General features: G+C 37.4%; 14 protein-coding genes. All 14 read left to right on the top strand.

Annotation, left to right across the window (positions count from 1 at the left end; all coding sequences use genetic code 11):
• Positions 1-1,464, top strand: a complete 1,464-nt coding sequence (locus AMET_RS23745; protein WP_012065706.1) for a YycH family regulatory protein — start codon at positions 1-3, stop codon at positions 1,462-1,464.
• A gap of 143 nt (positions 1,465-1,607) precedes the next feature.
• Complete coding sequence (gene yycI, locus AMET_RS23740) at positions 1,608-2,495, top strand: two-component system regulatory protein YycI (protein ID WP_012065705.1); 888 nt, start codon at positions 1,608-1,610, stop codon at positions 2,493-2,495.
• A 346-nt stretch (positions 2,496-2,841) separates the two neighbouring features.
• Positions 2,842-4,098: a UDP-N-acetylglucosamine 1-carboxyvinyltransferase gene (locus AMET_RS23735; RefSeq protein ID WP_012065704.1), complete on the top strand. Its 1,257-nt coding sequence runs from the start codon at positions 2,842-2,844 to the stop codon at positions 4,096-4,098.
• Positions 4,099-4,113: 15 nt separating this feature from the next.
• Positions 4,114-4,908, top strand: coding sequence for an MBL fold metallo-hydrolase (locus AMET_RS23730; RefSeq protein ID WP_012065703.1), 795 nt, complete (start codon positions 4,114-4,116; stop codon positions 4,906-4,908).
• Between the two features lie 37 nt (positions 4,909-4,945).
• Positions 4,946-6,157: a serine protease HtrA gene (htrA, locus tag AMET_RS23725; RefSeq protein WP_012065702.1), complete on the top strand. Its 1,212-nt coding sequence runs from the start codon at positions 4,946-4,948 to the stop codon at positions 6,155-6,157.
• 258 nt (positions 6,158-6,415) lie between these two features.
• The gene (locus tag AMET_RS25330) at positions 6,416-6,583 is read left to right on the top strand and encodes a CxxH/CxxC protein (RefSeq protein ID WP_012065701.1); all 168 of its coding nucleotides are present in this window, start codon (positions 6,416-6,418) and stop codon (positions 6,581-6,583) included.
• Positions 6,584-6,627: 44 nt separating this feature from the next.
• Positions 6,628-7,107 (top strand): 23S rRNA (pseudouridine(1915)-N(3))-methyltransferase RlmH, encoded by a 480-nt coding sequence (gene rlmH, locus AMET_RS23720; RefSeq protein WP_012065700.1) that lies wholly within the window; start codon positions 6,628-6,630, stop codon positions 7,105-7,107.
• Between the two features lie 97 nt (positions 7,108-7,204).
• Positions 7,205-7,339, top strand: a complete 135-nt coding sequence (locus AMET_RS27010) for a hypothetical protein (RefSeq protein ID WP_278184229.1) — start codon at positions 7,205-7,207, stop codon at positions 7,337-7,339.
• A gap of 198 nt (positions 7,340-7,537) precedes the next feature.
• Positions 7,538-8,215 carry a response regulator transcription factor gene (locus AMET_RS23715; protein ID WP_012065698.1) on the top strand — a complete coding sequence of 226 codons (678 nt, stop codon included), beginning with the start codon at positions 7,538-7,540 and terminating at the stop codon, positions 8,213-8,215.
• A complete protein-coding gene (locus AMET_RS23710; protein ID WP_012065697.1) occupies positions 8,212-9,360 on the top strand; it encodes a sensor histidine kinase in 1,149 nt (382 codons plus the stop codon). Before AMET_RS23715 ends, AMET_RS23710 begins: the two co-directional genes overlap by 4 nt.
• A 266-nt stretch (positions 9,361-9,626) precedes the next feature.
• Entirely contained in the window at positions 9,627-11,039 is a 1,413-nt protein-coding gene (locus tag AMET_RS23705; RefSeq protein WP_012065696.1) for an ABC transporter permease, read from the top strand.
• A 10-nt stretch (positions 11,040-11,049) separates the two neighbouring features.
• Positions 11,050-11,718, top strand: a complete 669-nt coding sequence (locus AMET_RS23700) for an ABC transporter ATP-binding protein (RefSeq protein WP_330368648.1) — start codon at positions 11,050-11,052, stop codon at positions 11,716-11,718.
• A 233-nt stretch (positions 11,719-11,951) separates the two neighbouring features.
• Positions 11,952-12,833, top strand: a complete 882-nt coding sequence (locus AMET_RS23695) for a carbohydrate ABC transporter permease (protein ID WP_012065694.1) — start codon at positions 11,952-11,954, stop codon at positions 12,831-12,833.
• Between the two features lie 7 nt (positions 12,834-12,840).
• Positions 12,841-13,737: a carbohydrate ABC transporter permease gene (locus AMET_RS23690; RefSeq protein WP_012065693.1), complete on the top strand. Its 897-nt coding sequence runs from the start codon at positions 12,841-12,843 to the stop codon at positions 13,735-13,737.
• Positions 13,738-13,747 lie beyond the last annotated feature (10 nt).

Below are 13,747 nucleotides of genomic sequence, written 5' to 3'. Positions count from 1 at the left end.
ATGAATCGCGAAAAAACAAAAACCCTCATTTTATGCATTTTAGTTATGATGACTGTGGTATTAGTACAACAAATATGGTTTTCATCACCCTTACATATACTCCAGTCACAGGCCACAAATCTCAGAAAGAACCAAGAGACCATCAAGGAAATAAGAAATATAATGGTAATGCCTAAAAGAGTTGTCTTAAGTTTTGGAGACAACTCTTATACAATGCTTTCTTCTTATTCTGATGTAAGTAAGGTTTGGAACCAAGGAAGTAACATCTTAAATAACTATTTCCATGGAGATCCAGAAGTGACAGCGGTTTCTATGGAAGTATATGAAGAGACAAAGAGTCGTAAAGCCATTGAATTAGAGTTTGCAAAGGGAGTTCCTTCAACCCTAGTCGCCACGGGCTTTGATACTGCAGATAATAAAATTGTTCGTAGTGTAAAGGAAATTTATAAAATATTGATTCCTGCCCAGCATATCAATACAATCTATATTGTAGGTGGAGAGGGTGTTATTTTTGAGGTTAAATTGGAGAACAAAGAACCCCAGGAAAACTTAACTGAGTTTATCAGTGACCTAGAAAGCAATAAAATTGACTTTATTACCTATGCCCCGATTTTTGATTTTTTAGATAATCATACGATTATTCCAATTTCCACTAGTATGAGTTTTACAGAGAACGTTCCTGTACATCAATTTTTTGTAGAAAGTCAGATTGACATTAACGATGAACAAGAAGTAGTAGAACGAGCTAAATCCTTTTTTAACGAAAATTTTGACTTTGTTAAAACCATTCGAGAAACAAGTGGTTCTTTAGTGTATATGTATGGGTATGGAGAGCGGGGCGTTCGGATCAATCATAGAGGACGATTAGAATACAATGAAGACATTGGGTCAGAGTCCAGTACAAATGTGAATGATGCATTAGATGTGGCCATAGATTTTATTATTGACCACGGAGATTTTCCAGAGGGCGTCTACTTAAATGAAATTCGTAATATTACCCATAACACGAATAAAGGATATTACTTTGGATTTGGCTATCGAATAGCTGGGTTTCCTGTTGAATTAAGTAACAGTCAAATGGAGGACCCCATTGAAATCGAAGTTTATGGAAATAAAATAAAAAGCTATCGTACATTCACACGAGAAAAAATGAAAAATACAATGAGTGTTCAGCCCCAGATATCCACATTATCTCCAGTAGATATCATTGAGCAAAATGCAACGGATATCAAGAGTCAACATCCTTATGATGAGATAACCAATGAAGCTAGGCAAAATGAAGAACTAACGGATGCCCAGTGGATCGCTAAGGATATTGACCTCGTCACAATGGTTTACTTTGATGCATTGGAGAAGCAAACACAGCAATTGCTTGTCCCTGCATGGATGATTGAAATTGAAGAAAACCGATACTTTTTTGATGCCTATACAGGAGAATGGATTAATAGTAGTCCACAAAATTAATCCGCCCTGGGTTGTTTGCTTGGACTCCTCCTTAAGAAATAAGCGATGGTCTTTGCAATCTACTTTTGGAAATCTTCTGGGCTACACAATCCAGAGAAAGTCAAAACTCCTTGTGAATTAAGTCTCATTTTAGGGATGGTGAAATGATGGATTGGTCAAAGGCAAAAAATATATTAATTGTAGCCTTTATTATTACAAACATACTCTTAATCTATAATATTGAAAAAGATCATTTTAATCAAGAAGATTTTGTTGTATTTAGTGAAGAACATATTAACAATGTACAAAACTATCTAATGGAAAGTAATATTTATCTACTTACACCTATTTCTAGGGAAATTAAGTCTTTACCAACATTAACAGTAAAGTATAAAGAGTTTTCACCTAATGAGGTAGCTGAAAAATTTTTGGGGGATGGATATGAAGTCCAGGGAACCAATGCCCAGGAGAGTGTGTATACACTAGGGGAAAAACAGTTGAAGGTTGAAGGAAGAAAAAGGATTACCTATTATGACCTGGAAAAATCACACCAAGGACGACCATTATCCGATGAAGAAATGATTGCCAAGAGTCAAGCCTTCTTAAGGGAATATGGACTATTGGAAGAAAACATTGTGTTAGAGCAAATTTACTTTGGAACTGTAAAATTATTTGGCTCAAATCCTGTCTATCAGCTAATTTACAGGCAAACATATCAGGAACACTTTTTAGGAGAAAGTTATATTAATGTTTATGCCAATCAATACGGGATTATTGGGGTAGAGGCTATGCTATTAGAGCAGGAAAAGACCTCTGAACAAAAGAAAAAAATTATACCTGCCACAGAGGCTCTTCTCCGAAGAATGGATGAGATGGTTTATGATCATAGAGGAGAAGAGATTTTTATAACAGATATTGAAGTTGGTTACTACTTTAATCCTGAAGACATCAATGTGCCTGTAGAGAATATTTATTCTGGAACGGCCTTCCCCACTTGGCGGATCACCTTAGATAATGGCAGGATTTATTATGTGGAAGCTTATAAAAACTAACGCTTAAACTATAATGAAGGATTTTGTAAAAGGAAGTAGAAAAAGTATAGTATGCTTTTTCTGCTTTTTTATTGCCTTAGAAGGCAGAACCGGTTCATAACTCCATAATTACATGATATAATGTATCTAGGAATTAGAATTTTTGAAAAATGAAAAGAAGACAAAATATTTGATTGGAATTTTCAAAGGAATTATGCTTATCAAAAAGCCTAAGAAGTGCTATAATGTAAACAAATTGTGAATTACACAGATGAATATAGTTAATTAAAGAGAAACCATAAATAGATGATTTAGTATTAGACTTTAATAGAGGGTGGTGAACAGCTGATGTAGATCAGCGAGATATATGGATAAATTGATCATTGAGGGTGGACAAAGACTACAAGGAAACGTTCGAGTGAGTGGATTTAAAAATGCAGCCGTAGCATTAATCCCTGCCACAGTTTTAGCAGGAGATATTTGTGTGCTAGATAACTTACCAGAAATTAGTGACGTAAAGGTATTAGGGAATATATTAAGGAGCCTAGGGGCCATAGTAACAGAGATAGGATCTAATAAGCTGGAAATTAATACAGCGTCGATGAAGCAGTGCTATGCAGATTATGAAGTAGCAAAGGAGCTTAGGGCTTCCTATTATTTACTAGGAGCATCCTTAGGCAGGTTCAAGAAAGCAAAGGTGGCTTATCCCGGGGGGTGTTCTATTGGCAGTCGCCCAATTGATCAGCACATTAAAGGATTTGAAGCGCTAGGAGCAACGGTCACTGTAGAGCATGGAATCATCACAGTAGAAGCAGAAAGGCTTATCGGCACAGAGATTTATTTAGATGTTGTCAGTGTTGGCGCTACAATCAATATTATGTTGGCAGCTGTAATGGCAGAAGGTACAACAACCATTGAAAATGCAGCTAAGGAACCTCATATTGTTGATGTAGCTAATTTTTTAAACTGTATGGGGGCTAAGGTTCGTGGTGCAGGAACCGATGTCATTAAAATTAAAGGTGTGGAAAAATTAAATGGATGCCAGTATTCTGTGATCCCTGATCAAATAGAAGCTGGAACCTATATGATTGCCACTGCTGCAACAGGTGGCGATGTCACCATTGAAAATGTCATTCCAAAGCATTTAGAAGCTATTACAGCAAAGCTAAAGGAAATGGGTGTAGATATTGTAGAAAATGGGGATTCACTTCATGTGGTTGCCTCTAGACCGCTGAAAAGCGTTAACGTTAAAACCCTTGTTTATCCTGGGTTTCCCACGGATCTACAACAGCCAATGAGTAGTTTATTAACCATGGCAAAGGGAACTGGGATGGTGACAGAAACAATCTTTGAAGGTAGACTTAAGCATGTAGATGAGTTAAAAAGAATGGGAGCCAACATAAAAGTAGAAGGACATGTGGCAGTGTTTCAAGGAGTAGCCAGGCTATCTGGAGCTAAGGTATCTGCATCGGATTTAAGGGCTGGAGCTGCATTAGTCGTTGCAGGCTTGATGGCAGAGGGTAAAACTGAAATTGAAAATGTACAGTATATAGACAGAGGCTATGATCGATTACAAGAGAAACTACAATTGCTTGGGGCCAATGTAACCAGGGTACTAGAATAGAATTGGAGGCGACACATGGCAATGACCTTTTGCTCCTTAGCCAGTGGAAGTAGTGGCAACTGTCACTTGATTTCTGATGGCAAGGAACATCTATTAGTAGACGCAGGATTAAGTGGAAAGCAGATAGAATCACGATTAAAGGATATTGGGATGAATCCCAAGGATTTAACAGGAATTTTAGTGAGTCATGAGCATCGTGATCATATTTTAGGGGTAGGAATACTATCTAGAAGATATAATTTACCTGTTTATGCAAATGAAGGAACCTGGAAGGGGATGGCTGATAAAGTCGGCAAGGTAAAAGAGGAGCATATTTGTTTTTTTGATCAAACAAGAGACTTTAAAATTGGAAAATTAACAGTATCTCCCTTTAGTATTTCACATGATGCCAAGGACCCAGTCGGTTTTTGCTTTCAAGGAAGCAATGCAAAAATTAGCATTGCCACTGATTTAGGACATATCGATGAGGAGATACTCAATAAGGTGGGGAACTCTGACCTAGTTGTACTAGAGTCTAATCATGATGTGGAAATGTTAAAGATAGGACAGTATCCCTATGCTTTAAAACGTAGAGTTTTATCAGATGTAGGACACTTATCCAATGATGCTGCAGGGGATGCAATTGTTGACTTAGTGAAGAGAAATGTAAAAGCTATTTTACTAGCTCATTTAAGCAAGGAAAACAACTTTCCTGAGTTAGCCATGATAACAGTAAAAAATATTTTGCAAAGTAATGAAATGATAATAGGTAGAGACATAGAAGTTAGTTTAGCAGAACGAAATAGGGTAAGCATGATATATCAGTATTAGTTGTCACTTTCAGTCAATAAATTTGGGGGTGAAATTCTTGTATAATGAAAATGAAAATCGAGAAACTGAAAATCAAGAGGAAAAAGAATCACAGGAAAGAATTGAATCATCAATAGACAGACCCCGTAGATATGTCAAAGATGAAGACATTTATAGATCAAGACGAGGGGCTAAGAAAGGGTACTTTTTGATGGCTCTAATGGGTGCAGTTATTGGAAGTCTACTAACCCTAAGTTTTGCCTATGTGGCTTTACCACAGATCCTTGTAGACCAAGGTCTGCTTGGTCAGACACCAGGACAATCCATCACCATTGAGCCATTACAAGATATGACGGTCTATTCTGCTGTTACCCAGAAGGCTATGCCCTCTGTGGTAGGGATTACAACCGTCACCCTTCAAAGAGATGCGTTTTTTGGAACTCGTAGAGCCCAAGGATTGGGAACTGGTGTTGTTGTGGATGAGAGGGGATACATCTTAACCAATTCCCATGTGGTTGGGGATGGAGAAGTTGAGGAAGTCATGGTGCTTTTTTATGATGGTCAAACACTTCCAGCAGAGGTGCTATGGAATGAGAAAAGTTTAGATTTAGCAATTATTCAAGTTGAAGGATCTAACTTTCCTGTGGCGGAGCTAGGAAACAGTGATAATTTACAAGTAGGGGAGCTAGCCATTGCCATTGGCAATCCACTCGGGTTAAACCTAGAGCGGACGGTGACCCAAGGGATTATCAGTGGATTGAATCGAAGCCTGCCAACAGAGCAGGGCCAAGCAATTGATAATTTAATTCAAACCGATGCATCTATTAATCCTGGAAATAGTGGAGGTCCTTTGTTGAATGCACAGGGACAAGTGATCGGGATTAATACAGCTAAAATGCGAACTGCTGAGGGATTAGGGTTTTCCATCCCGATTAATACGGCAAAGCCTATTGTCGATCAATTTATTGAAAAAGGAGAGTTCACAAGGGTTTATCTAGGAATTCGTGGACTTAATGTAGAAGAGGTTGAGGGCATGACTGGTGAAGTATTACAGGCAGAGTATGGGGTATATGTTTTTGAAATCGAAGCCAACTCTCCTGCGGATCAATACGACATTCGAGCAAATGATATTATTGTTGGTATTGGGAATCAAGAGGTGGCAACCATGGGACAATTGATTCGAGAAATTTATCGGTATCGACCAGGAGATGAAGCCATCGTTCATATCTTGAGAGATGGACAGGAAATGAGCATTAAAATTGGATTTTAATATAAGCCAGGGGGGTTCCCTTGGCTTATATTTTCGCAAAATAAACCAATGAGATGGCCAGACAAAGCAATTACACAGTACTTGTTTTGAGGCTTAGGGTGAAATATTTGAAATATTAAAAAAAATGATATATAATCAAAGGAAAAAGATGTTAAAAAATGAAAAAAAACGTCATTCAATGTATGAAGGATATAATTTAACAAATAATAATGCTAAGAAATTATACCTTCATGAAAACGATTAAATGGAGTGAATAAAATGTATGTCGTATGCAATCAGCATTTAGAGGAAGCTTTAGAGGAGTTTGTACAAGTATATGAACAGCCACCAGATTTATATGAGCTAGGCCATGTGACCTTTACTGAGTGGATGGCGCCAAAAACCTGTGACTTTTGTGACCATATACCCAAATATTTAGTTGTATAGCCGAGATTTTTCGGCTTTTTTATTGTGGAAAAGGAAGGTGTTATATGAATATTACAGTGATTTCAGTAGGGAAACTAAAAGAAAAGTATTTGAAGCAAGGAATTGCTGAGTATGATAAAAGACTGAGTCGATATTGTAAATTGAATTTTATAGAAGTGGCAGATGAAAAGGCTCCTGAGAACCTAAGTGAAGCAGAAGAGATCATGATTAAAGATAAAGAGGGAGAAGCAATCTTAAAAAGCATCAAGGATGGTATGTTTGTCATTGCCTTAGACCTAGCAGGAAAAATGCTCTCATCAGAGGCACTATCGGAAAAGATAGATAAATTAGCTTTACAAGGCAATAGCCATATTACATTTGTGATAGGGGGCTCCCTAGGTTTATCTCAAGGTGTTTTAAAAAGAGCTGACTTCAAGCTATGTTTTTCACCCATGACCTTTCCCCATCAGTTAATGAAGTTGATTTTATTAGAGCAGGTGTATCGGGCTTTTCGGATTAGTAAAAATGAACCGTACCATAAATGACGGCGGTTTTGTGAAAAATTGAGGTAATGAAGCTAGTATAATGTTTTTATTTTTGAAATGTATTATAATGGAAGTGTAGAAAAATGAGGGATAGAGGATGAGCAATTATGAGATTAGTAAAATAGCAACAGAAATAGAGAAGTATGTTATCCCCACTGCCAGCCAGTTTGCTCTGGAAGGCAGTGGGGCTTTTGCTGTTTTGCAAATTTTTTGTGAGCGGCGGCTTCCGTGAAGTGGGGCATTTCCGAAGGCCGCATCCAAAAACTGTGAGAGGAAGGCGGTATAGAAGGAGTTATTCGGTTCAGCAAGGGATGGGCTATTCCGAGTAATGTGGAAAAGTCTGCGGACGCTCGGCTAAAAGAAAACAAACCAAAAACTAACATTCCTTTTGATATACTATAAAGGATGATTAATATAAAGAGGTGTTCTTATGAAAATATTGCTTATTGAAGATGAAGAAATGCTTTCAGCTATAATAGCAAAGGGACTGCGTAAGGTAGGCTATGCGGTTGATACGGTATTTGATGGCGAAGAAGCCTTAGAATATTACGAAATTTATGAGTACGACATTATCATTTTAGACTTAAATATCCCGAAAATAGATGGGTTGAACGTATTGCGGACAATTCGTAAAAAAGATACAGATCAAAAGATTTTAATTCTATCTGCAAGAACGAAAGTTGACGAGAGAATTCTTGGACTGGATGAAGGTGCAAACGATTATCTTATTAAGCCTTTCGATTTTGGAGAATTAGAAGCAAGAATAAGAAATTTACTGCGCCGAAATTTTTCAGGGACTCCCACAACTATTATGCTTGATAATTTTATAGTTGACATAAATGCTAAAAGGGTAATCTGTGATAACGATGTATTGAATTTGACACGCAAAGAATATAACATTTTTGAGTACCTTATTTTGAACAAGAATAAAACTATCAGTGCGGAACAATTAGTGGAACATATATGGGATAGTGAATTCGATCCTTTTTCAAATACCCTGCGTTACCACATTCATACACTAAAAAAGAAGCTGTCTAATTTCAGCAATGAAGAAGTAATAAAAACAATCCGTGGTCAAGGCTATATCATAGAGGAGGCGCAAGAATGAAGCTATTTATGAAATTAACTTTACAATGGCGAATTACAATACTCGTAGCTATAGTGCTGATAATATGCTCTGCGGCATTAACCGCCTTCTCCATATTAAACGCCCAAAGAACTCTTATGCCCTTAATAAACGGTCCAATCAGCATAACCAAAGCCGATGATAATTCGGACGATATAGTAATTCGAGGTATAGACGATAACGAAATAGAAAACGAGAGTACCCGTTTTGGAACAGCCAAAAGAGATTTTGATTTGAAAAGCATAATGGTTTTTCTTGCGCTAACTACTGTCGGAACAGGACTTGTATATTTTGTTTCCGGGAAAGCCCTGCGGCCTGTCAAAAATTTGAGCAAACAGGTGTCTGAAATTGACGAACGGGACTTATCTCAAAGATTAACTGAAAGTTTATCGCATGATGAAGTGAGTAGTCTGACAAAGAGTTTCAATCAGGCCCTTGAGCGCTTAGAAGAAGCATTTAACAGGCAAAAACGCTTCTCGGCTAGTGCTGCACATGAGCTTAAAACACCCCTTGCAACAATGAAAGCGGGGATACAGGTGCTTAAAATCGACAAATCCACCACATTGGAAGAATATAAGGAAAACGCCCATATGATGGAAGCAAGCGTTGATAGGCTGACGCAAGTAGTAAACGATTTATTAATTATGGCTTCTCCAAATGAGGAAACGGATGAGTTAAAGGAAGAAGTATATTTAGATGTCATGTTTGAGACAATATTTGATGAGTTGTCGCCGGTATATGAATATCGCGGAATCACTTATAATATCGAATGTGACGCTATATCATTCCATGGAAACGCGGCGCTTCTTTACAGAAATTTTTTTAACCTGATCGATAATTCATATAAATATAACCGCGAGAAAGGAAGTATTACAGTTCGTGGAAGCAAAACAAATAAGTGCGTTAGCATTGATGTTGAAGATACCGGGATAGGAATTCCAGCCGAGCATATACCCTTTATATTTGATGCTTTCTATCGGGTGGACGGTTCACGCTCTCGAAAAATTGCAGGCTCAGGACTGGGATTATCTATTGTAAAATCCATCATAGAAAGGCACGGAGGAACAATCAGCGTTTCGAGTGAAAATGTGAAAGGTACAAAAATCTCAATACAGCTTCCCCAATAAAAGAATAATTTCACAGCATTTCCACGCAAATTACAAGACGGTCAACGAAGGAAGTTGTCCGTCTTTTTTGTGCGTTATGCTATTCCCTAACGTTAATCTAACAATCATTCCTTTATACTGAGTACGGGCTTACAAATAAAATTATAAAGAAGAAGATAAAATGAAACAAATAATCCTCTCTTTATAACCTAACGAAAACCTAACAATCCATATGCTACACTATGTCATGTGGACAGACAAATACTGATTAAAGGAGCGAACAAACAATGTATATTATTGCAAATGCCGTAAAGAACATCGGAAGAAATAAGGGCAGAAACATTTTAATGGCAATTATCATTTTTGCCATCATTCTCACAACAGCCGTGTCTATTATCATTAACACAACAACATCGGCTATCATTGCAGATTATAAGTCGAGATTTGGTTCGGAGGTTTCTATTGAAACCAATTTTGAAATGCTTCAAAACAAAAAAGTAGCTGAGAGCTACAAAGAACTCACGCCCCAGCAGCAAATAGAATTTGGAAAGTCTGATTTGTTGCAGAGCGCAAACTTTTCGGCAACAATTGATATTTCACCGAGAAAGCTGTCTTCACTTAGTGAAAGTGAAATGGATGATTTTATTTCTGATTTTATAAGCGGCGCAATAAGGGCGGATGGAACAAAAAACCCTGAAACAGTCCCATTAAAAGGTAAAATCATTGCGACAGATAACCCAGAAGCAGACAAAGATTTCAAAAATTCAACACGTAAAATTACCAGCGGTGAAATGTATAAAAATCTCAATGAATGTATTGTCAGCCAACAATACGCAGACCTTAACAACTTATCCGTTGGTGACACCATTGAAGTGGACAGTTATTACAAAAATGACCCAATGACCCATAGCTTGACTATTACAGGTATTTATATGGACAATACTATGCTTGGTTCAAATCTTGAAGTAATATCTTCGATGGAAAATAGAAATAACGAGATTCTTACCGGTTTTGATACGGCCGTTAATATGGAAATGTTTAATGTACACGGACGTGTTTCGGTGCAATATTTTTTGAAAGATCCCACACTGCTTCCTGCTTATGAAAAAGAACTCAGGGAAAAGGGATTGGCTGATTATTACAATGTTGTCACTGACGAAGCCGGATATAAAAAAGTTGTAGGCCCTGTTGAAGGACTTGCCGGGGTAACAAATACGTTCTTGATTGTTGTTTTGATTTTCGGTTCAATGGTTCTTATTCTTTTATCAAGTCTTGCGATTCGAGAACGTAAATACGAAATCGGTGTCCTTCGTGCAATGGGTATGAAAAAAGCTAAGGTAGCTTTTGGACTGCTTACAGAAATGCTTGTTATCACAGTGATATGCCTGGTGCTTGGTTTAGGCGTAGGATTAGCGGCATCGCAACCTGTGGCGGATAGCATGCTTGCAGGTCAAATTGAACTTGCTGAAGAAAACAGTAATACAAATGGCGGCGTGCCATCGTCGGGTAGAACAGGACTTGGAGCTCCAACATTTTCATCAGACGTTAAACCACTTTCAGAACTTCAGGTAAATTTAAGTGCGGACGCCATTACACAGATTATTTTAATCTCTCTTATTCTTGCAGGTATATCAAGCGTTGCTGGTATCATGTATATCACAAAATACGAGCCTATAAAGATACTTTCAGAAAGGAATTAAGGTGAATACTATGATGAGTCTTTTAACAATAGAAAATGTATCCTATAAATACAGCGGCACAACAAAAACCGTATTAAAAAAAGTTTCGGCGGAGTTTAACAGTGGTAAGCTCTACGTGATTATGGGCAAGTCAGGTTCAGGAAAGACTACCCTCTTATCTCTTATTTCAGGGCTTGATAATTGTACGGACGGTACAATAAGTTTTGGCGGCAATCCACTTTCACAGATTGACCGTGATAAATACAGAGCTGAAAGTATTGGCGTTATTTTTCAGGGTTATAATCTTTTGACAAACGCAACAGCTGTTGAAAATATTGTGTTGTCGATGTGCATTAGCAAAACAAAGGAAAATAATAAGAAAAAAGTCGCTTATAAGCTGCTTGAAAAAGTTGGAATTAATAAAGAAACCGCTGACCGTAAAATCCTCAAACTTTCCGGCGGCGAACAACAGCGAGTTGGTATTGCAAGAGCTTTATCTCATAATCCTGACATTATCATTGCAGATGAACCCACTGGGAACTTAGATATTGAAACGGAAGAGAACATTTTATCTATATTAACTTCGCTGGCCCATAATGAAGGTAAATGTGTAATAATCGTTACCCACTCCAAAAAGGTATCTTCTGTTGCGGATGAAGTATGGGGTATGAATGGTGGAAAACTACTTTTAATGAAATAGTGGAGTCTCAATCGTAATCTCTATTGTTGATTGAGATAGCAGTAAATAAAACTTCACTATAATGAATGATTAATTATTTTTGACAACTATCAGAATAGTCATTGACAAGTGATGACTACTCTGATAGTATTTAATTGCAATATGACTATATCAATAGTCATAAAAGGAAGATGTATGTACATAATCAAAATAAGGTATATGGCTTCAAAGTGAAGGATACCACAGGGGGATGGATGATGTCAGTATTAAATACAGGAAAAAAATATGATAATAAAACGGCACTATTATTTCTGGCACCAAGTCTTATTGGGTTTTTGATTTTTTTCTTCATACCATTTATAGGAGGGCTTTATTACTCATTTGTAGACAGTCCCATTGGTGGCAGTTTTGTTGGATTGGCAAACTATATCGAACTCATAAAGAATCCTGTTTTTCAAAAAGCGGGATATAATACCCTTATTTTTACGGTGATCGCTGTCCCGCTCAATATTCTATTTTCCCTGGGTCTTGCGCTACTGCTTAATAGGAAAATTTATGGTAGGAATATTATACGTATGGGATTTATTATACCCTTGGTGGTTCCAGTGGCATCGGTAGTTCTGGTGTGGCAGATATTGTTTGATATGAATGGATCCCTCAATGCTTTTATTATATGGCTTGGATTATCACCTATAGACTGGATGAAGACTGATTTTGCCAGGATGATAGTTGTGATACTCTATTTATGGAAGAATATCGGGTATAATATGGTACTTTTCTTGGCAGGCCTTCAGAATATACCATTAGAGTATTATGAAGCAGCTGATATTGACGGAGCCAGCAATTGGCGCAAGTTTACCAGTATCACTTTGGTTTATCTTACGCCTACTACGTTTTTTGTATTTGTAATGTCCATCATCAATTCTTTTAAGGTGTTCAGGGAGGTGTATTTGATTTCAGGTGCATATCCTCATGATAGCATCTATATGTTGCAGCATTATATGAACAACAAGTTTGCATCCTTAGATTACCAGATGCTTACATCGGCTGCTTTTATTATGGCTATTTTCATTTACATACTGGTATTATTATTATTCAAGATTGAAAGAAAAGTGAGCAGTACAATAGGAGGATGATGAAGTGATGCAGATGAGGCGGTATATAAAGAAAAGACTTGGAAAGACAGTTCTATCAGTTATACTGTTTGCTATGGTTGTCGTGGTTCTATTTCCTCTTGTACTGACAATTACCAATTCTTTTATGAGCGAACAAGAAATAGAAACCAGTTACAGTATGGTAACTTCAAACAACTCAAGTCAAGAGGAAAATGTATTCTCTAGCAAGTATGCCAATGTAAAACTAATACCAGACAGGGTGACTATCACACAGTACTATACGGCTCTTATTGAAAGGACCTCGTTTCTTATCAAGTTTTGGAATTCAGCGATAATAGTCGTTCCAATCATATTGGGGCAGATGCTTGTTGCATCTATGGCCGCATACGCTTTTGCCAAAATAGAGTTTGTTTTCCGCGATAAGCTGTTCTTTACCTATATTATTGTCATGATGATGCCCTTCCAGGTCACGCTGGTTCCCAATTATATCATGGCCAACCAATTGGGGCTTATAGGAAGTTATTCATCCATCATACTGCCTGGCATATTTGGTACATTTGGTGTTTTTTTAATGAGGCAGTTTATGGTATACATTCCGGATGCTTATATCGAATCTGCAAAGATGGATGGAGCCAGCCAGTTTAAGATTTTTTTTGGTATTATCCTTCCCATGTCAAAAACAGCACTTGCTGCACTTTCTATTTTGGTTTTTATAGATAACTGGAATATGGTGGAGCAACCGTTAATATTTCTGCAGGACGTGAATATGCATCCGTTGTCAGTTTATCTGTCGAACATCAACCAAGGGGAGATGGGGATTGCTTTTGCTGCGTCGACGATTTATATGCTACCGATGTTGTTGATTTTCCTTTATGGAGAGAACTACCTGGTGAAAGGGATTCAACTTTCCGGACTTAAGGGTTGATATAGGTAGT

Origin of the sequence: Alkaliphilus metalliredigens QYMF (assembly GCF_000016985.1) — a bacterium.
Lineage (GTDB): Bacteria > Bacillota > Clostridia > Peptostreptococcales > Natronincolaceae > Alkaliphilus_A > Alkaliphilus_A metalliredigens.
This window is presented reverse-complemented; position numbering and strand designations above follow the sequence as displayed.